We start from the raw sequence: 19,074 nt of genomic DNA on the forward strand, positions 1-19,074 counted from the left end.
GCGGCCGGAATCGACCCGCCAGAGCGATGCGGACCGGCCGGTTGACAGTGTCACCGCAAGTCACTGCAAGTCACCGCAACCGATCCCCCCATGGCAGGAGGAGCACCGGATGACCACTGTGAAGACGTTCGAGGATGTCCGCGACCACATCAACGCGAGCGACACGCTCTACCGTTACTGTTCGACGGTCGACCAGAAGGATTTTGTAGGTTTACGCACGGTGTTCGACGACGACGCCCGGATGCGCTTCACCGCAGCCGGTACGTGGAGCGAGTGGGTCGAGGGCGCCGATGCCATCGTGGCCTGGGTCGACAAGATGACGGCGGACCGCGGCTTCCAACATCACCTTGTGTCTGTCTACCACGTCGACGTCGAAGGCGATCAGGCCTCGGCGCTCGCCTACCTCACCTCCCACCAGGTTGCCGCCGACGACCCCAACCAGGTTCTGCAGATGTCCAGTCGTTACCGCAACCGGCTGCGCCGCGACGGTGACGGTTGGGTCATCACCGAGATCCAACTCGAGATCGGCTGGATCGAGGTCCGGACGTTCGACCAGAGTCTGGCACTCGGCTGATGTCGGCGCCCGTACCCACACCCATGCCGGAGCGCGCGACGCCCGCCGGGTCCTGCCCGGTGGTCAACTACGACATCATGTCGCCGCGGCCGGTGCTGGCGGGCATCGGAGAGATGGCGCAGCTGCGTGAGGCGTCCCCCGTCTACTGGAACAGTTTCGGGGCCGGCTTCTGGATGATCACCCGCTTTGATCAGTGCCGCGAGGCCTACCAGAACCCCGAGGTCTTCGGTAGCGACTCGGTGATCGTCCTGGACCCGAACCCGGGTTACCGCTGGATTCCGACCAATGTCGCCCCGCCCGAGCACGGCAGGTACCGTCAGATCCTCAACCCGCCCTTCTCACCCCGTGCGGTCGCCCGGGCGACGCCCCGGATGCGCGAACTGTGCGACCGGACCATCGACGCCTTTCTCGACTCCGATGGCTGCGAGTTCGTGGCCGACTTCGCGGCGGTGTACCCGACCCGGGTGTTTTTGTCGATCATGGGTTTGCCTGAGACCGATGACGCGTTGTTCGTCGAGTGGGTGGACACGGTCTTCGACGCCTTCGCCGATCCTGAGGGCCAGGCCCGGACGATGGCGGCGATGGGCGCGATGACCGAGTACTTCATCGGTGTCGTCGCGGATCGGCGGGCGACGCTGCGCGACCCCGAGAGTGACTTCGTCAGCTATCTCATGACAGCACATTATGAAGATAGACCGTTGCGTGATGACGAGATTCTGCAGATGTGCGTTGTGTTGGTGCTTGCGGGTCTCGACACCGTCAAGAGCCAGCTGAGCTATGCGTTCCACCATCTGGCGACGACGCCGGAGCACCGTCGACGGGTGGCGACCGAACCGGGGGTGGTGCCGACGGCGGTCGAGGAGTTCCTGCGGGCGTTCCCGATCATCCAGGATGGCCGAAAGATCACCCGTGACGTGGACTTCCACGGCTGCCCGATGAAGAAGGGGGACATGGCGCTGCTGTTGCTCGGTGCGGCCATGCGCGACCCGCGCTCGTTTCCAGACGCTGACCAGGTCGATCTCGACCGTGCGGTCAACCGGCACATCTCCTTTGCCGCCGGACCGCACCGGTGCCTGGGCTCCCATCTCGCGCGCGCCGAGATGGCGGTTGCGCTGGAGCAGTGGCACCGGCGGATCCCCGACTACCGGATCGCGGGCGGTGAGCCGGTGCTGGAGCGCGGTGGTGCGGCCGGGCTGGTCGCCCTGCCGCTGGTCTGGGACCGGTCATGACCGCCGATCCGACAACGGGGGAGCGGCTCACCGTGCAGATCATGGTCGACCCCACCCGGTGTACCGGGCAGGGCCGCTGCTATTCGCTCGCTCCGGAGGTGTTCGACACCGATGACGACGGTTTCTGCCTCCCCCGCGGCGTCACCTTCGTGGTGACCGCGGACCGGGCACAAGCGGCCCGGCTCGGCGCCAGTTCGTGTCCGGAAGACGCGATCACGGTCGCGGCCGGTCCGCCGGGGCCGGCGGTGGACGTCTGACAGGTGAGGTACCTGGGTGGATCGGGCCGCGTGAGCCGGACGCGTGCGCCGTGGGTCGGCGCCTGGGCAGCACTCGATGGGGTCGCCCAGGTGGCCGGGCCAGTGCCTGCGGTAGCCGAAGTCGTTCGAGGCCGCAATGTGGACCGGTCTTTCCGTTCGGCGAGAGGAAATCGCGTCCGCGCTACATTTCCGGGACCGCTTGTCGGATTTCCTCATAAGAAATAAGGTATAGATCACATCAGAGTGCGGCCGGGACGCGCGTCGTGACAGCCGGCGTCTCCCGAAGACCTCGAGGGGAGCGGCGTCATGGCCGGGACGGCAGTGACCGATGGCATCAGAGTGATCGACGCGGATACCCATGTGATCGAACCCGCCGATCTGTGGACGTCGCGGATCTCCACGGCGAAGTGGGGTGATCTGGTTCCGCACGTCCGCTGGGATGACGACCTCCAGGAGGAGGCGTGGTATTTCGGCGACGCGCGCCTGTCGGCCACCGCGGGCGGAGCGATGGCCGGTTGGGCGGAGTTCCCGCCGAAGCATCCCCGGCGCCTCGCCGATGTCGACCCGGCGCTGTGGAACGCCCCCGATCGGCTGCGCAAAATGGACGAGTACGGGATCTGGGCGCAGGTGCTGTATCCCAACGTGGCGGGGTTCGGTACCGGGAGGTTCCTCGGACTCAAGGATCCCGAACTGATGGTGCGCTGCATCCAGGCGTACAACGACTATCAGACCGACTGGGCGAGCGCGGACCCGTCCCGGCTGCTGCCCATGGCGGCGCTGCCCTTCTGGGATCTGGCGGCGAGCGTCGCTGAGATCGAACGAACAGTCGCGATGGGGCATCGGGGCGTGATCATGGCTCAGGAGACCGACTTCTTCGGTCTGCCGCTGCTCGGTGATCCGCACTGGGACCCGATCTGGGCGACCGCCCAGGATCTCGGCGTTCCGGTGAACTTCCACATCGCATCGGGCGACCTGTCCCTGATCGAGAAGAACTTCCCGGGTAACGGGATCCACGCGAACTACGCCTCGGTCGGGGTTTCCTTCTTCATGGGCAACGCCCGCGCCATCGCGACCGTCATCTGTGCCGGGATCTGCCACCGCTTCCCGCGGCTGAATTTCGTCTCGGTCGAGAGCGGAATCGGCTGGCTCCCCTACGCCCTCGCCGCTTTGGACTGGCAGTGGAGGAACTGCGGCGTCCCGATCGAACACCCCGAATACGACCTGCTGCCCAGCGAGTACTTCCAGCGCCAGATCTTCGGTTGTTTCTGGTTCGAGCGGGAGACCGCCCTGCAGGCGATCGAACTTCTTGGAGCCGACAACTTCCTCTTCGAGACCGACTTCCCGCACCCGACGAGCATGTCGCCCGGCCCGGCGAGCGCGGCGATCCGGCCGGACCTGTTCGTCGCGGAGGCGTTCGCGCAGCTGCCCGGCGACGCGCTGCGCAAGATCCTGCACGACAACGCCGCCCGCATCTACCATCTGGACTGATCCGGCCCGACCGGGCCCGCCGTCGGTGGGCGCGGAGTGCGGGTTGGTTCGGGCCGTCCGCGTGCACACATGATAGTCAACAATGTTGACGAGCCTCGTTCGCGATTTGATCTTCAGTGTCGCCTGTTCCTTGTGCACGAGTCGACCGGCCTGCTTTGCTGACGGAAAACTGACGATTCTCGGCCAGATCCGCGGCGGGTCTCCTTTGGGCGACGCCGGCCGGTATGAAGGAGGTCCACGTGTCCATTGATCTTGGCCATGACCCGGTGGTCAGTGAACTCGCCAGCCGCACTGCCGAGTTCGTGCGCAGCGTCGTCGTCCCCGAGGAGGAGGCGTTCGCAGGCGTGGCCGCGCGCGGCGGTGACGCGATGCGGGCGCGGCTACAGCAGGCGGCGAAGGACGCGGGGCTCTTCGCCCCGCACGTACCGGCGGAGCTCGGCGGGCACGGCCTGGACATGCGCGGACGCGCACCCGTCTTCGAGGCGGCGGGCTACTCGCTGTTCGGCCCGCTGGCACTGAACATCGCCGCCCCCGACGAGGGCAACATGCACATGCTGGCGGCCATCGCGACGGCCGAGCAGAAGGAGCGGTATCTGCGGCCGTTGGCAACGGGCGAGGTGCGGTCCTGCTTCGCGATGACCGAGCCCGCGCCCGGAGCGGGGTCGGATCCGACCGCTCTGACCACGCGCGCTGCAAAGGAGCCGGGCGGCTGGCGGATCGACGGCCGTAAGTGGTTCATCACCGGCGCGGACGGTGCCGCATATGCGATCTGCATGGCCCGCACATCGGGCGAACCGGGTCACCGCGGTGGAGCGACGATGTTCCTCGTCGACGCGGACAACCCCGGAATGAAGATCGTCCGTCATGTCGAGACCCTCGACGAGAGCCTGTACGGCGGTCATTGCGAGATGCTGTTCGACGGCTGCCTGGTGCCGCACGACGCGGTTCTCGGCGAGGTGGACAAGGGTTTCGACTATGCCCAGGTTCGCCTAGGGCCGGCGCGGACGACCCACTGCATGCGTTGGCTGGGGATCGCCGCCCGGGCCCAGGATATCGCCGTGGCCCGGGCGGCGGACCGGCGGCTGTTCGGTTCCCGGCTGGCGGAGCTGGGCATGGTCCAGGCGATGATCGCGGATAATGAGATTGATATCGCGGCGTCCCGCGGGCTGGTCCTGCAGGCATGCTGGGAACTCGACCAGGGTCGCTCCGGGGCTCAGTCGACCGCGGTGGCGAAGACGTTCACCGCCGAGGCCGTCTGGCGGGTCGTCGACCGTTCGCTGCAGATCTGTGGTTCCCTCGGTATCTCCGGGGATGTGCTGCTCTCGCGCTTCCTGCGCGAGGTCCGCCCGTTCCGTATCTATGACGGGCCGTCGGAGACCCACCGCTGGGCGATCGCCCGTCGTGTGGTCCGCCGTCACCTCGACAATCATGCGAGCGCGTCATGACGATCGTAGCGTCTGCCGGCTAGCGGCCATCCGGCCATCCGGCCATCCGGCCGGCTAGATGATTTTTCGAGGTTTGTGCGACGAAAGAGTCCTTGTCGATCGCACAAACCTCGAAAGATCGCGTAGGCGTCGGTTCACCGGCCTTTGATGTCGAGGAAATAGTCGAGAAGGCGCCAGGTCGTCCGGTCGACCACACCGGTGACTGCCACCGCCGGGTCGTTCAACCGGCAGAATTCCTGGAAATCACGGAACGCTTTCTCCGTCAGCGGGCCGAAGGCGCCGTCCGGGGAGAGCAGGCGATTATCGCCCTCCCGGCCCGTAGCGATGTTGAGCGCGTTCTGAGCGGTCGTGACCGGGTGGCGCAGATCCGGGAACACCCCTGACTTGCCCTGGTCGAGGGACCCGCGCGCGCTCGTCGGGAAGTAGGCGAACCGGTTCGGCGAATTCTGGGGGGCGAGCGGGAAGCGCGGGCCACCGCTGAACATCGACTGCCAGTTCACGCATCCGACGATGAGTATACCGCCGGCCAGCCAGGTTCTGCGTAGTACCTGATCGTTTCCGACGTTACCTTCGACCGTGGCAATATTATTGCCGGTGCGTTCGACGACCAGGCCATGGGCTCGCGCCCAGGACCAGATCGTGGTGACCGTACTTCGTGTGATTGTGGCCATCCCCGGCGTAGCCGACCTCCGCCAACGCATGCTCGACCAACTGTTGCACAGCCGTCATCGCTGACTCCTTTGCGGCGACGCCGTGTTGGCGGCCGGGGCCGATGGCAAGGATTCGACCAAAGACGGTGCCCGGGCCGCTGCCAGAACCCCTGCCAGATGAGACAAGACGTACCCCGTCGATTGGCCTGTTTGCTCATCGCTATCACCGTGCGTGTCCTCGCGGCCAGTGCATGTCAGTATTCTGCCGCCGAGCTCGACGCACGGTCGGCGGTCTTGATCCGATTCTTCTGACCGGCCGGTCGGATGATTAATACGCATAGTAGTCGACATGCGGCGAGATTCGCGGAAAATGGCCCTTGCGGTCACAGCGTGTAGTTCGCTACCGTGGCCGGGCTCTCAGCAACACCGGGCCGAACGCCGAGTTCTGCCCTCGGTCCGGTGTTCCCTTCTAGTAATCACCAGGGCAGCAGCGGGGGAACCAGGACTTGGCGGACGTCGCCCTTGTGGCGCAGTCCTCGGGGTGAAGTCGGCCGCGGATCTCCGCGCTGACCGGGCTTCCCGGCCCGAACCCGACAGCTAACCTCGCAGGCGTACGGGAAGGATCATTGTTGCCTGCATATCAGGCGTGTGCAGATTCTGCTGACGGGGTTCCGTCCGGACACGGTCGCCACCGTGCACCGACCGCCAGGTCCAGCTTCCGCCGCCGGTCCGCACGTGCGGTGGTTGCCGCCGCGGCCACCGGGACCGTCGCTCTGACCGCTTTTGCGGCCCCCGCACTGGCGAACGACGCCGGGGCTGACAGTCCGGCCGGCTCGACCACTGCCACCACTGCCACCACTGCCACCACTGCCACCGCGCAGACCTGGGCCGGTGACACCGCTGCCGGTGACGCCGGGACCACGCCCTCGGCGTCCGATTCGCCCTCGGCGTCCGACCCGGCGTCGGCTGCTGGTTCGGCGTCGGCTGCTGGTTCGGTGTCGGCCCAGACTGGCGGCCTCTCGGCACCGCCGGACAGTGCATCGTCGCAGCAGGACGGTTCCGCGGCGTCCACTGCCAGTCTCGGTGAGAAGATCGTCTATTTGGCATCGAAGCAGGCGGGCAAGCCATACGTGTGGGGCGCCCAGGGTCCGAACTCCTTTGATTGTTCCGGGCTTGTCCAGTACATCTACAAACAGCTCGGCCGGAGCGTGCCGCGGGTGACCGACGCCCAGTACGCGGCGTCGCAGAAGATATCGCGGGATGCCAAGCAACCCGGTGATCTCATTTTCTTCGGGCAGCCCGGAAACATCCATCACGTGGCGATTTACGCCGGGGCCGACATGATGTGGGCCGCTCCCCACAGCGGAACCGTCGTCCGGCTTCAGAAGATTTATTCCACGAGTTATCTCGTTGGTCGCCTGGGGTGACCTGGCTCGACTGTTAACAGACATGCGACCCGTCATGGCCGGGCTGCCGCGTGCCCCACCGTGGGCATTCCGCCAGCTTGGCTGTGACGGGTGCGTCCGCGCGGCGCCTATGAGCCGATCGACGATACTGAAGTGAGATATCTGATAATGACCAGGGGAAGGCACAGAAAGCAGTCCCAGTACAACCGCGGCGCGGTGGCTGCCACTGCCGGCGTCATCGGCGCGACGGCGGGAATGATGCTGACCGCGGGTCCGGCGAACGCGAGCCCCGCGGCGGCGTCCGGTGCCGGTACGGCGCCTGCGCCCGGCGCGAGTTCTGTCGCTGCGACACCTGTTCCCGACGCTTCCATCGCCGGTGCCGGCAGGAAGGCGGGACTTGGCGGTTGTGACGGGAAGCCGCTGCAGACCTGGGTCGCGGTCGCGCTGGCCGAGTCCGGCGGCAACGCGAACGCGCACAACCCCAATGGCGAGGATTCCCGGGGACTGTGGCAGATCAACATGCGGGCGCATGCGGGCTGGGTCGGCGGGGCAGATCTGTTCGATCCAGCCATCAACGCCCAGGCCGCCAAACGGGTGTGCGACATGCAGGGCATCGGAGCATGGAGTACGTACACCAACGGGTCCTACCGCGTGTACCTCGGGCGGGCTGCGGCAGCCGCCACCGAGGCAGCTGGTGATGGCGCGACAGGCACTTACCAGGCCGATCCCACCGGCCCAGGTGGTCCTACTGGGCCGGTCAGTACACCGGTTACACCGGTTACACCGGTCACTACGCCGGACCGGACCGCTGCGGCCGACGTGGCGCCGGCACGACGGGTCGCCGATCCGGTGCCCCGAGCGCGGGAAGTCCGCTACACCCACCGCGGGCGTCCCGGCGTGCGCCAGATTCAGCGAGCGCTGACCGGACGTGGCTACCCTGTCGTGGCGGACGGAAAGTTCGGGCCACATACCACAAATACGGTGAAGGCATACCAACGCCGGCACGGACTTGCGGCCGATGGCGTAGTCGGGGCGCGGACCCGCGCTGCGCTGTTCTCTTTCACCGCGTAGGTCCCATTACTGGATAGATCATCATATTCTGTCTGTATTGTCGCGGAGAGCAGCGGACTTCAGCGCATCCGTCGGGATGCATTTGAACGGCTTCGTGACCCACTGGCATGTCAGGAGCACAAATAATAACAAGGCTTTTCCAGGTAAATTATGCTGCGGTCGACATCGACCCCGTCTCCGTATTTTTGCATCATTCTGCGTTTGGCGGCAGGACCATCATGATTTCCGGTTGACTCCTGGTGTGGGTGGCATAGATTTATGCCTGTAAATGACATCTCGATGCGGAGGTGATCGAATGGAGCAGCAGCAGGCGCAGCAGGTGGAGCAGTATCTGCGGCAGAACTGGCAGGAGATCCGGCACCAGATTCTCGACCAGTTCGTCCAGGTCAGCACCGCTGATCTCGAAGCCGCTTCCAGCGTCAACGATCTCGTGCGGCGGATCGCGGACAGGTCGCATTACACCGAGCCCTACGTCGAGGCCCGCCTGCGGGAACTCGTCGGCGTCGCAGCGGGGGTCGGCCAGTCGGCGCAGGCCGAGGGCGGGGCCGAGCAGGCGACCGCCGAGGACCAGCGGAGCACCGAGGCCGCGGGCGAGGAGCAGGCCGAACCCCTCGGCGGATCACGGCAGGCATTCGGCGGATCGGAGCAGCCTGCGGATCCTGGGTGAGATCTGATTCCGGCTGGGATCGGCACGCGGCAGGACCGGGTCCGCGGTTATGCGGCACAGGCCGCGTCCGGAACATTTCGGGCGTGGCCGCCGCGGCCTGTGCCATCATGGTGCCCACACCGCGTTCCCACCGTGCCCCCAATCGTGCGGTCACGTGGACGACATGTCCGTCCTCGGGGCTATGCTGCTTTTCTGATCACTATAGTGACCTGTAAGGTCGCGAATAGCAGCAGACATTCGGGGGGCTTCGGTTGCAACGAGGCAGCCATCATCACCGCGTGACAGACGCGGCGGGCGTTGCTACGCGGCCTCCGCGTCGATACGAGCCGCAGTCCATCAGTTCCGATTTGTTCAAGCTCGGTTTGTTCATCGCCCGCATCCTCGTGCCCGGCCGAGTGGTCACTTCCGACGTCGCCGCCGACGCCGTCGACGGTGTGCTGGACCGCACCGGCGTGAATCTCGTGCGGGCCAGCCTCGCCGACGATCCGCGTGTTCGTCCGGCAGCGCTTGCCTGGTATCGCTACCTGCGATCCGGCGCGGGCTCGCATCCCACGACAGTGCCCCTTGATGACTGGCGCGATCGAAATTCCGCTCCTTCATCCACGCCCCTATTGCCGGGCACTCTTGATCCACGCCCTGTTTCCGGGTGTTTTTAGTCAACAGTGTTGACGGCCTTTTGCCGCCGATTGGATCTTGAGATCCGTACGGCAGGCGCATCCCGATCTCCGATCCGGTAGCATGTCATACGTTTCATCCCGTGATTAGGTGAGGATTGCCGCATGGACGTCGGGGATCAGGTTGGGGATCTGTCGGGTGTCGATGAGACGGGCGCGGTGCTGCACCTGGCCGGCCTGCTGGCCAAGGGTCCGCTGGTGGTCTTCTTCTACCCGGCGGCGATGACGTACGGCTGTACCAGGGAAAGCTGTCATTTCCGCGACCTGGCCGGTGAGTTCGCCGCGTTGGGCGCCGGCATCGTCGGGATCAGTGCCGACGACGTCGCCAAGCAGGCCGCGTTCAGCGCGAAGCATTCGCTCGGCTTTCCATTGGTCGCAGACACCGACCGCACGATCGCGCAGGCGTTTGGCGTCCGGCGCAAGGTGGGCCCGAACAAGCGCGCCACGTTCGTCCTGCGCACGGACGGCACGGTGCTTGCGCGCATCGACTCCGAGCTGTCCATGAGCCGGCACGCGGACACCGCACTGGCTGCGCTGCGCGCCGACGCCGCGTAAAGGGCCAAAGGCGAGGGGACCGGGCTATTCCGGGGATTCGGCGATGGCGGTGCGAGCGCTGGTGGCAGCGGTGGTGCGCAGCCTCACTTCCCGAAGAAAGAACGAAAGCGCGAAGGCGACGAGTCCGATCAGGATCGTCCACAGGTAGGCGCGGTCCATTCCATGGGTGAACGTCTGGCGCGGTCCTTCACGGGGGCCGTAGCGTTCGATGTCGCCGGCCAGATGCGAGCGCTGGTAGGCGATGATGATCGCGCCCAGACTGGAGGCGCCGACCGCGCCGCCGAGTGTCCGCAGGAACGTGACGGCAGAGGTAGCGGTGCCGAGATCACCGATGGCGACCCCGTTCTGCGTGGCCAGGACGGTGTTCTGGATGAACAGACCCAGGCCGAAGCCGGCGACGAACAGCATGGCGGAGAGAACCCAGCCGTTGGTGTCGACGCGGATGAGGGCGAACAGGGCCATGCCCGCAGTCATGACCCCGGTGCCGACGACGATGAAGATCTTGTATCGTCCCAGCTTCGTCACCAGCCGACCGGAACCGATCGAGGTGATGAGCATGCCTGCGAGTAGCGGCAGTAGCCGCAGGCCCGACAACGTGGGGCTGATGCCGCGCACCAACTGGAGGTACTGCGGCAGGAAGATGATCGCGCCGAACATGATCGCGCCGGTGACGAGTGACAGCGTGCTGGTCACGCGGAAGACCGCGTTGCGGAACAGCCGCAGGGGCAGTATCGGTTCGGCCACCCGCCGTTCCCAGCCGAGGAATCCGACGATGAGTGCGAGCCCGACGATGGCGAGGATCCAGATCGTCTCGGTGATCCGTGCCTGCTGCCCGGCGTCCTGCACGGCGATCAGGAACAGCGACACCCCGCTGACGAGCAGCAGGGCTCCGAAAATGTCCAGGCGAGCCCTACGCCGCACATAGTCGATCGTCAATACCCTGTGTATGACGATGAGCGTGATGACGCCGAGGGGGATGTTGATGTAGAACACCCAGCGCCAGGACGCCTGGTCGACCAGGAAGCCTCCGATCAGCGGGCCGAGGATGCTGGCGGCACCGAACACCGCGCCGAAGTAGCCCTGGTACCTGCCTCGTTCGCGGGGTGAGATGACATCGCCGATGATCGCGAGCGCCAGCGAGATCAGGCCGCCGGCACCTACGCCCTGCACACCTCTGAATATGATCAGCTGGAGCATGCTCTGGCTGAGGCCGGCCAGTGCCGATCCCAGCAGGAAGATTGCAATGGCGATCTGAAAGATCGTCTTTCTACCGTAGAGATCACCCAGTTTGCCGTAGAGCGGAGTGCTCGCCGTTGAGGTCAGCAGGTAGGAGGTCACGACCCAGCTGTAGAGGTCGGGCCGGTGGAAGTCCTGGCTGATCCGGGTCAGCGCAGTCGAGATGATCGTCTGGTCGAGGACCGCGAGTAGTACGCCGAGCATCAGCCCGGACATGATGGTCGTGATCTGCCGCTGTGAGTACGGGGTGGTGTCTGCACCCGGTGCCGACGCCGATCCCGGAGGTGGCGCCTCGATGGTGGCAGTCATGAAGCGCTGACCTTTCCGGCTGCGAGTAGCCCATATTTGTTGCCGCATACAAGTTTACCATGGCGATCCGTTCCGGAGCCGTCGCTGATCTGAACCGGGCGCCCTATTGCCGGGCGCTCTGAGGATCACACTCGGCGGTACGGGCGACGCTGCTATGATCATTGCGGGAAGAGTGATGGCTGCGCCGCACGCGCCTGATCGTCGGCCCGCCCATCATCACCGATCCGGCCTGACCCCACCTGTCGGTGCACAAGGGATGCTGCCCATGGCTACGACCAGCCACCACACCACGCTCATCATCGGCGGGGGAAGTGCCGGAATTTCCGTCGCGGCCCGCCTGCGCCGCGCCGGTAGCGTCGACGTCGGCCTCATCGACCCGGCCGAAACCCACTACTACCAGCCGCTGTGGACCCTCGTCGGGGGCGGGTGCGCACCTCTTGCGAGCAGCGCCCGCCCGCAGGCCGGGGTCATGCCCGCTGGCGTCGCCTGGATCCGCGACCGCGCCGAGACGATCGACACCGACAATCAGATCGTCACCACCGGTGGCGGTGCGCGGATCGGCTATGACCATCTCGTCGTCTGTCCGGGAATCCAACTCGACTGGACGACGATTCCCGGGATGGGGGAGGCCGTCACCACACCGTGGGTGTCGAGTAACTACACCTACGACCTTGCACCCAAGACCTGGGAGATGATCCGCTCGCTGCGGTCGGGCACCGCGGTGTTCACGATGCCCGCAGGGCCGATCAAGTGCGGCGGCGCTCCCCAGAAGATCGCGTACCTGGCGTGCGACTTCTGGCGCCGGCACGGTGTCCTCGACGACATCCGGGTTGTACTCGTGCTGCCCACCCCCGCCCTGTTCGGCGTGCCGGAGTTCGCCGACGTGCTGGCGACGGTCGTGGCCCGCTATGGCATCGAGGTCCGCCTCAACAGCGAACTCACCGAGGTCGACCCCGAATCGCGCCGTGCGGTCGTCATCGACCATGCCACCGGCGTCACCGATGACATCGGCTATGACCTGATGCATCTCGTCCCCCCGCAGAGCGCACCAGACTGGATCAAGAAAAGTCCGTTGGCGGACCCGACCAGCCCGGCCGGGTATGTCAGTGTCGATAAGCACACGATGCAACACACTCGCTACCCCAACGTGTTCTCCCTCGGGGATGCCAGCAGCTCGCCCAATGCCAAGACCGGCGCGGCCATCCGCAAGCAGGCGCCCGTCGTCGTCGCGAACCTACTGTCGGTCATGAACGGCCAACCCGCCGCGCGACAGTACGACGGGTACGCCTCGTGTCCGCTGACCACTGCACGGAACAAGATGCTGCTGGCCGAGTTCGACTACACCATGCGTCCCCATCCGACGTTTCCTCCATGGTTGGTCAACGCCCAGCGGGAACGTCGCGACATGTGGTATCTCAAGCGCTACGGCCTGCCGCTGATGTACTGGAATCTGCTGCTCAAAGGCCGGGCCTGAAAAGGTCACACCGGCCAAAGGCCGCGCGAGGATGGCTTGTTCGCGCGGCCTTCGGCCTGAAAGGTCACACCGGCCAAAGGCCGCGCGAGGATGGTTTGTTCGCGCGGCCTTCGGCCTGACGGCTTCTAGCCCAGGGCGTCTCCGGGCTGGATGCCCGCGAGGAGTGCCCGGACCTCGGCTTCCTGGTAGCGGCGGTGCCCGCCGAGGGTACGGATCGAGGTCAGTTTCCCGGCCTTGGCCCAGCGGGTCACCGTCTTGGGGTCCACCCGGAACATGGTTGCCACCTCAGCAGGTGTCAGCAGAGGAGCGGATTGCGGTGTTCGTGTCGTTGCCACGCAGCCTCCCATCACAGAACGTCGATGTGTAATATACACACGGTTCTTCCTTCGAGGGCAATTCGGGCATGGCACGTCGGGGTCATGTGGTGACTAGTCCGGTCGCGTCGGCGGGGCGTGAGTTACTCTCAGTAATGATGCCTATTTTATAATCAACAGTGTTGACGACCTTTCGCTCGACATTTGATCTTCGATGGCAGCTGTCCCACAGGCGATCGGCGGTAATTGGTCGTTCGCCTTCGCCACCTCGACCCGTTGCTCATCGGCGTACGGATCGTCAGCGGGCGAGGTGCAGCGGTCCCCTGCCGTTTCGCCCCGTTCGGGTGGCGGCAACGGCAGAACTGGCCGGTGCCGTCGGGTCGTCGACCCGTCTTCGGGGGTGTTCTGCCGGGGGTGTTCTGCCGAGGGTGTCCAGTCGCCGGGCGGTCAGGTCGTCGGCGGCGTGGAAGGTGACGAGCTGCTGATCCGCCGGCGGAATGTTCATCGTCTCGCAGACCACGTTCAGCGCGCCGACGTCTGGATGGTGGAGGCGCCGGCTCGCTCCACATCGCTGGACGACGTCATGCCGGTTCCACCAGCCGTCGAATTCCGGACTCGCCGCGGACAGCTCGGCGACGAGGTAGCTGATGCGCGGTTCGCCTGGGCGACGTCCGAGTTGGGCTCGCAGGTTGGCCACCAGGTCGGTGGCGGTGTCCTCCCAGTCTGACCACCGTCGGCGCAGCGGCGGGTGCAGGAAGCTGAGCCAGACGATGTTGCGGATGTGTTCCGGCACCGTGGCGAAGTCGGTGAGGGTCGCCGCGGCTGCCGGATTCCAGGCGACGACGTCCATCGCCACCGTCAGGACGTAGGCGGGCATCGGATGCAGGACGTCGATGATCTCCCAGGTCCTGGCCCGCACCGTGCGAGTGTCCTGCGGGGTGACCGGAACCGCCAGTCCGGCCAGATAACACAGATGGCGATACTCGTCGGCGGTCAGCCGCAGACCCCGGCTGATCGCCGTCAGCACCTCGTACGAGGGGCGGCGGTCGCGGCCCTGCTCCAGACGCGTGTAGTAGTCGATGCTCACCCCGGACAGCGCGGCGACCTCCTCGCGGCGCAGACCGCTGGTCCGCCGAGCGCCGTGCGAGGGCAGGCCCACCTGGGCGGGCAGCAGACGGCCTCGACGTGAACGTAGGAAGGCACCCAGATCATGCACCCCATCCATGTCAGCAGTCTGCGCCGCGGGGTTCGCCGCAGCCAGGCCCCGCCGGGGCCAGGCTGTCGACCTGGTCCTGGCGGGGCCTTCACCACCTTCACCGCGGACGCAAGCGTCTGCGGCGAAGGCGCGTCCGTCCTGCGACGCGGCCAACGGATTTCGACAGCAGTACCCGGGAGGACCACCGTGACCACCACCGCATCCCCGACGGCAGAGCCGAACAGCGCCCGACTTCCGGCGCCGACCAGAGCGCTGCCCCTGCCACATGCGCTCGCCGACGCCCGGGTGCTCGTTATCGGCGGCAGCGTCGGCATCGGGCTCGCCGCCGCCGACCTGCTCGCCGGTATCGGCGCCGATGTCATCCTCGCGGCGCGGGACTCCGGCCGGCTCGCCACGGTCGCAGGCCAGCTCGCCGAACGGCATGACAGGAAGATCGATACCGGCGGCGTCGATGTCACCGACCCCGCCACGGTCGAAGCACTGTTTGCCTCCATCGGCACGGTCGATCACGTCTTCGTCTCCGCCGCCATGATGGCGACCGGTGTGATCGCCGAGGTCCCGGACCCCACCCGCGACGTCAACATCACGAGCAGGTTGTTCGGCGCACACCATGTCGCGCGCGCGGCCGCGCCCAGGATGCCCCCGGGCGGCTCGCTCACGTTCACCTCCGGAGTCTTCATCGACCGCCCGGCGCCGGGCGTCGCGCTGGGTGCGGCGTCGCTGGGAGCCATCGAGGCCTACACTCGCGCGCTCGCCGTGGAACTTCGTCCGTTGCGCGTCAACGCCGTGCGTCCGGGAAGCACCGACACGCCCTTGTTCCGCACCATGATCGGCGCGGCCGAAGGGCCGGCCGGACAGGCGGCTGTCGCTGCCGCCGGCGCGACGCTCCCCCTGGGCCGGGTGGCGACTGCGGCGGAGGTCGCCGCCGCCGCGCTGTTCTTCATGGCCAACAGCTACGTCACGGGCACGATCGTGACCGTGGACGGGGGCAGCACCATCGCCTGAACGGCTCGGCGGGCGCCGCTGGTGGCGCCCGTGCCCTGGCCCGACGACGTAGCCACCGGACACGGCCCGCTCCCCGCGGGCGGCAAAGAAGGCAGCCGGTGCTTTAGTGGTGCCGGCTGTCTGAGGTGGCCTGTCGGGATCATGCCGATTTCGACCGGCCACCGCATGTTCAGGTCAACGTATGTACCGGGGTCAACGCACTGGATGGGAGACGTGTGAGCAGCGCGGCCATGACGGGCACGTCGATGGGTCGGGTCAGCAGGAAACAGGTGCGGACGGTGACGGTTGGTGCCACGCTGGGTCTGGGGCTCCTGCTCGGTGGGTGCGGCGGCGAGTCAACGTCCGCCAGCGCGCCCGCGGCGTCGGCGTCGGTGGCCGGCGCGTCCGCAGCCGCCATACCCACCAACCTGCCGACCGACCTCGACCTGGCGCCGACGGCGTCCCCGGCGGCGACAGCGACCGCAGCTGCCACCGCGACCTCGGGAATCGCCGCTCTGCGGGGAACGGTTGTTCCCAAGCACTTCCCGTTCCCCAAGGGGTCGACGCCGACGGTCGTAGCGTCCGAGGGCCTCGGGGCGACCCTTGCGTTGAGCGGTGTGACCGGGGATGAGGCGATCCGCTACTACCGCCAGGCGATGCCCGCTGCCGGCTATACGTTCGAACACCAGGTCAAGTCCGACAGCACGACAGAGCTGACCTTCGTGGGATACAACCAGCGCGTCGAAGTCGCATCGAACGGTACCGGCGCCGCCCAGACCGTGACTGTGGTCTTCGGTCCCCAGTGATCGGGTGACGTGACCGATCGCCGCGATGCCCGCGGCCGTCGCGGTCAGCCGAGCCGTCAGCGGTCAGCCGAGCCGTGAGCCGCACAGTGGCGTGGGCGGGACGAGCTGGAAGCGTTTCCCGTCCGAACTGACCTGAAGGAAGGTGTAGCAACGGTTGAGTTGACCGAAACCGGCGGTGAAGTCCACGGGAGCGGGCAGCAGTCCGTGCGCGTCATAGTCGTGCACCGCACGCAGGCCGGTGATGAACCGCTGGCGGGTGGGGCAGGGCCCGGCGTCGGCAAGTCCTCGAAGGAACATGTCCGCTGAGATCCAGCCGGAGAGCGCGGCCTGCTGGTTCGGTGGCTGAAGTTGTGGTGCGTAGTAGGGCACGGCCTGGAGAAATTCCCGATGTGCGGGTGTGTCGGATTCAAAGGGGGCGTAGTCGACGAAGAGGTAGACGCCGGCAAGGGTAGTTCCGAAGAGGCGCAGAACGTTCTGATCATAGCCGGTCGGGGAGAGGATGACCCGTAGGCCGGCCCGGGCGGCCCGGGCCGCCGCGACGACCTGGCCGAAGGACGCGGCGGTCACGGCACCGACGAGGACGTCCGCCCCGCTGTCCCTGATTCGTCCCCCGATGTCGGCGGCGTCGATGGGGCCGGTCACGTCGAGGGTCGCCACGACACGGATACCCGCTGACCGCAGGCTTGCGGTCAGTTCGGCGGCGACGCTCAGCGATGTAGCGGAGAAGGTCGCCTGGGCCACGACCGCGGTGTGACCGCCGTGAGCGGCGACGAAGTCCCCCCAGGTACTGATGGACGTGCCGTTGGCAATCAGGTTGGAGTAGCTGAACATGTTGTCATAGATCGTCCAGGGTGTTTCCAGGGACGTGCCGGTGACCGGTATCCCGCGGTCGTGCAGGAATGCAGCCGACCCGCTGGCCACCGAGGTGGACTCGATGATGCCGAAGACATCGTCGGTGTCGACCAGGCTGTGTGCCGCGGCGAGATTGGCAGTCGCTCGGGACTCGTCGTCGCGCCAGGTGTACACCACCTCGCGGCCGTTTATTCCACCCGCGTTGTTCGCGACGCCCAGCCGGGCGTCTACACCCGCGCGGAAGGGCAGGAACAGCGAGGCCGCGTTTCCGGTGTCGGGATACAGCATCCCCAACGTGATCTGGTCCTTGGTTACTCCAGGTTCTCGACAATCGGCGGCCGTGGATGATCTGATCGGTGTATTTTGGGCGTCGCAGGCGGGGATCACGAGTCCGCATGCGAGGTAAAGTCCGGCCACGGCTGTGGCCAGCCGCCTGTACCCGTACCGGTGGCGTGCGGCCAGCTTCGCAGCACGCGGTCCCGCGGCAATTCGCCTCACGCCACCACGCTAAGCGCTTACCGGCGTCAGCCGTGGTGATTAACACGAATGGCACCCCAGCGCTACACCATCCCTTGATCCATGCCCCTGTGGCCGGGCGCTCTCACGCGAAGTTGCACCGTCCACCGCTGCGGCCGAAGCCGGGACGGGCGACGTCGAAATCCAGGTGGTTGTCCGAACCGGTGATTTTACGAAGATCGTATATGCACTGGTGTCCGGTGGCGGTGTCGTCGACGGTGACCCGCTGTGACCCGGCGTACATTGCGCCGCTGGTCCAGTCGGCGCCGCCGCTGCTGTAAGTGACCGCAAAGGAGGAGATCGGGTATCCCGCGGACGAGCGCGCGTCGCCACCGAAGATCATGAACCTGATCTCGTTCTTGGCTGGCAGAGCCCCACCTCTGGTCACGTTACCGGTGATCTGGGCGGTACCCGGGTCCGCGAGGGTGGCGAGGGCGATGGTTCCCACATAGGCGGCGTAGGTCCAGCCGTTCGCCCGGTGGTTGAAGCTGTCGACGTAGAAACGGGAGTGCACGTACTCCTGGTCACGGGTGACGTCGGGGTAGAACTCCAGCGAGAGCCCGGCTGTGCGCGCGCCCCAGTCCGTCCGCAGCGAGCCGCCCCCGACCAGGTCCGGCTGCGTGTCGGGCATGAAGTAGCCGTGTGGGAAAAGAATGCCGTTGCCAGCGGCGAACCGCGTGTAGGTGGCGTAGCTTCCGCGGACCTCGCAGGCATTCACGAAGGTGTCACCGGTGCCCGTCCGCGGATCGAAGTGCTGGCACGGCAGATACGGCTGGGCGGTCGAGCCGAGAACGAGGTCCGCGCCCACCGCGCCCGAGATCGCGACCGGTTGCCCATTGCGGTCGGTGAAACCGCTGAACGGGATGGCGACCCCGAGGCCGCGGGAGGTGTCGCCGCCGTACTGGGTGGAGTCGGCAGCCTGTGCCGGCGTCGGCTGGGCGAGCACGAGCACGGTGATCGTGCTCAGCGTGAGCGCGGCACTGCGGACTCGGCCCCTGGTAGCGGTGGTGCCCCTGGTAGCGGTGGTCGCACCGCCGGCCGCTCGACCGGACGCTGGAAAGTATGCCCGCCGGCTGAACGGCTGGCGCAAGCGTGTCATCCTCCACCTTGTCCCTCGGTCGCAATACCGGGTTCGCCAGTGACGAACCGGCGAGTCTGTCGGCGAGATTAGGGCGGAGTTGCAAAATCTGTATTCCGCGATGATGAACAACAGGTGCGCGTCGCCCGCTGTGGCGGGAAAAACAGGCAGCTTCGCGTGCTGATGGTAATTGCCGATTCCTGACGCCATGCTGGCGTGTTGTTTCGATAATCTGAATGAGCTGTCCACGTCTGACCATACATGATCAGGTCG

19 protein-coding genes and 1 riboswitch are annotated in these 19,074 nt (G+C 66.4%); of the genes, 13 read left to right on the forward strand and 6 right to left on the reverse strand.

Annotated features, from left to right (window positions below; all coding sequences use genetic code 11):
* Positions 1-109 precede the first annotated feature (109 nt).
* From U9977_RS00415 to U9977_RS00435, 5 genes are all read left to right on the forward strand, one after another.
* Positions 110-574, forward strand: coding sequence for a nuclear transport factor 2 family protein (locus U9977_RS00415; protein ID WP_322747118.1), 465 nt, complete (start codon positions 110-112; stop codon positions 572-574).
* Positions 575-633: 59 nt separating this feature from the next.
* The gene (locus U9977_RS00420; RefSeq protein WP_322747119.1) at positions 634-1,803 is read left to right on the forward strand and encodes a cytochrome P450; all 1,170 of its coding nucleotides are present in this window, start codon (positions 634-636) and stop codon (positions 1,801-1,803) included.
* Positions 1,800-2,060, forward strand: a complete 261-nt coding sequence (locus U9977_RS00425; protein WP_322747120.1) for a ferredoxin — start codon at positions 1,800-1,802, stop codon at positions 2,058-2,060. The genes U9977_RS00420 and U9977_RS00425 overlap by 4 nt, the downstream gene beginning before the upstream one ends.
* A 306-nt stretch (positions 2,061-2,366) precedes the next feature.
* On the forward strand, positions 2,367-3,548 hold the full coding sequence (locus tag U9977_RS00430; RefSeq protein WP_322747121.1) for an amidohydrolase family protein: 1,182 nt from the start codon (positions 2,367-2,369) through the stop codon (positions 3,546-3,548).
* A 239-nt stretch (positions 3,549-3,787) separates the two neighbouring features.
* Entirely contained in the window at positions 3,788-4,993 is a 1,206-nt protein-coding gene (locus U9977_RS00435) for an acyl-CoA dehydrogenase family protein (protein ID WP_322747122.1), read from the forward strand.
* 134 nt (positions 4,994-5,127) lie between these two features.
* Here the strand turns inward: U9977_RS00435 and U9977_RS00440 are convergent, their stop codons facing one another.
* Entirely contained in the window at positions 5,128-5,664 is a 537-nt protein-coding gene (locus U9977_RS00440; RefSeq protein ID WP_322747123.1) for a peptidoglycan-binding domain-containing protein, read from the reverse strand.
* Positions 5,665-6,110: 446 nt separating this feature from the next.
* A riboswitch (cyclic di-AMP (ydaO/yuaA leader) is annotated at positions 6,111-6,269 on the forward strand.
* A gap of 114 nt (positions 6,270-6,383) precedes the next feature.
* Between U9977_RS00440 and U9977_RS00445 the strand changes: the two genes are divergently transcribed.
* The 5 genes from U9977_RS00445 (at position 6,384) to U9977_RS00465 (ending at position 10,016) form a co-directional block, all read left to right on the forward strand.
* Complete coding sequence (locus U9977_RS00445; RefSeq protein WP_322747124.1) at positions 6,384-7,070, forward strand: C40 family peptidase; 687 nt, start codon at positions 6,384-6,386, stop codon at positions 7,068-7,070.
* A gap of 147 nt (positions 7,071-7,217) precedes the next feature.
* On the forward strand, positions 7,218-8,120 hold the full coding sequence (locus U9977_RS00450; protein WP_322747125.1) for a peptidoglycan-binding protein: 903 nt from the start codon (positions 7,218-7,220) through the stop codon (positions 8,118-8,120).
* Positions 8,121-8,415: 295 nt separating this feature from the next.
* Positions 8,416-8,787, forward strand: a complete 372-nt coding sequence (locus U9977_RS00455; protein WP_322747126.1) for a hypothetical protein — start codon at positions 8,416-8,418, stop codon at positions 8,785-8,787.
* A gap of 278 nt (positions 8,788-9,065) precedes the next feature.
* On the forward strand, positions 9,066-9,443 hold the full coding sequence (locus tag U9977_RS00460; protein WP_322747127.1) for a hypothetical protein: 378 nt from the start codon (positions 9,066-9,068) through the stop codon (positions 9,441-9,443).
* A 123-nt stretch (positions 9,444-9,566) separates the two neighbouring features.
* On the forward strand, positions 9,567-10,016 hold the full coding sequence (locus tag U9977_RS00465; RefSeq protein ID WP_322747128.1) for a peroxiredoxin: 450 nt from the start codon (positions 9,567-9,569) through the stop codon (positions 10,014-10,016).
* Positions 10,017-10,040: 24 nt separating this feature from the next.
* Here the strand turns inward: U9977_RS00465 and U9977_RS00470 are convergent, their stop codons facing one another.
* Positions 10,041-11,561 (reverse strand): MDR family MFS transporter, encoded by a 1,521-nt coding sequence (locus tag U9977_RS00470; protein WP_322747129.1) that lies wholly within the window; start codon positions 11,559-11,561, stop codon positions 10,041-10,043.
* 265 nt (positions 11,562-11,826) lie between these two features.
* Here U9977_RS00470 and U9977_RS00475 point away from each other — a divergent pair, with 265 nt between their 5' ends.
* On the forward strand, positions 11,827-13,035 hold the full coding sequence (locus U9977_RS00475; protein ID WP_322747130.1) for an FAD/NAD(P)-binding oxidoreductase: 1,209 nt from the start codon (positions 11,827-11,829) through the stop codon (positions 13,033-13,035).
* Positions 13,036-13,160: 125 nt separating this feature from the next.
* Here U9977_RS00475 and U9977_RS00480 read toward each other — a convergent pair whose 3' ends face one another.
* Positions 13,161-13,382: a BldC family transcriptional regulator gene (locus tag U9977_RS00480; RefSeq protein ID WP_322747131.1), complete on the reverse strand. Its 222-nt coding sequence runs from the start codon at positions 13,380-13,382 to the stop codon at positions 13,161-13,163.
* A 265-nt stretch (positions 13,383-13,647) separates the two neighbouring features.
* Positions 13,648-14,574, reverse strand: a complete 927-nt coding sequence (locus U9977_RS00485) for a helix-turn-helix transcriptional regulator (RefSeq protein WP_322747132.1) — start codon at positions 14,572-14,574, stop codon at positions 13,648-13,650.
* A gap of 177 nt (positions 14,575-14,751) precedes the next feature.
* Here U9977_RS00485 and U9977_RS00490 point away from each other — a divergent pair, with 177 nt between their 5' ends.
* The gene (locus U9977_RS00490; protein ID WP_322747133.1) at positions 14,752-15,570 is read left to right on the forward strand and encodes an SDR family oxidoreductase; all 819 of its coding nucleotides are present in this window, start codon (positions 14,752-14,754) and stop codon (positions 15,568-15,570) included.
* Positions 15,571-15,800: 230 nt separating this feature from the next.
* Positions 15,801-16,355, forward strand: coding sequence for a hypothetical protein (locus U9977_RS00495; RefSeq protein WP_322747134.1), 555 nt, complete (start codon positions 15,801-15,803; stop codon positions 16,353-16,355).
* A gap of 63 nt (positions 16,356-16,418) precedes the next feature.
* Here U9977_RS00495 and U9977_RS00500 read toward each other — a convergent pair whose 3' ends face one another.
* Positions 16,419-17,705, reverse strand: a complete 1,287-nt coding sequence (locus tag U9977_RS00500) for an ABC transporter substrate-binding protein (RefSeq protein WP_416210430.1) — start codon at positions 17,703-17,705, stop codon at positions 16,419-16,421.
* Between the two features lie 103 nt (positions 17,706-17,808).
* Positions 17,809-18,822 carry a hypothetical protein gene (locus U9977_RS00505; RefSeq protein WP_322747135.1) on the reverse strand — a complete coding sequence of 338 codons (1,014 nt, stop codon included), beginning with the start codon at positions 18,820-18,822 and terminating at the stop codon, positions 17,809-17,811.
* Between the last annotated feature and the right edge of the window lie 252 nt (positions 18,823-19,074).

This window comes from Protofrankia sp. Cas8, assembly GCF_963555845.1.
GTDB lineage: Bacteria > Actinomycetota > Actinomycetes > Frankiales > Frankiaceae > Protofrankia.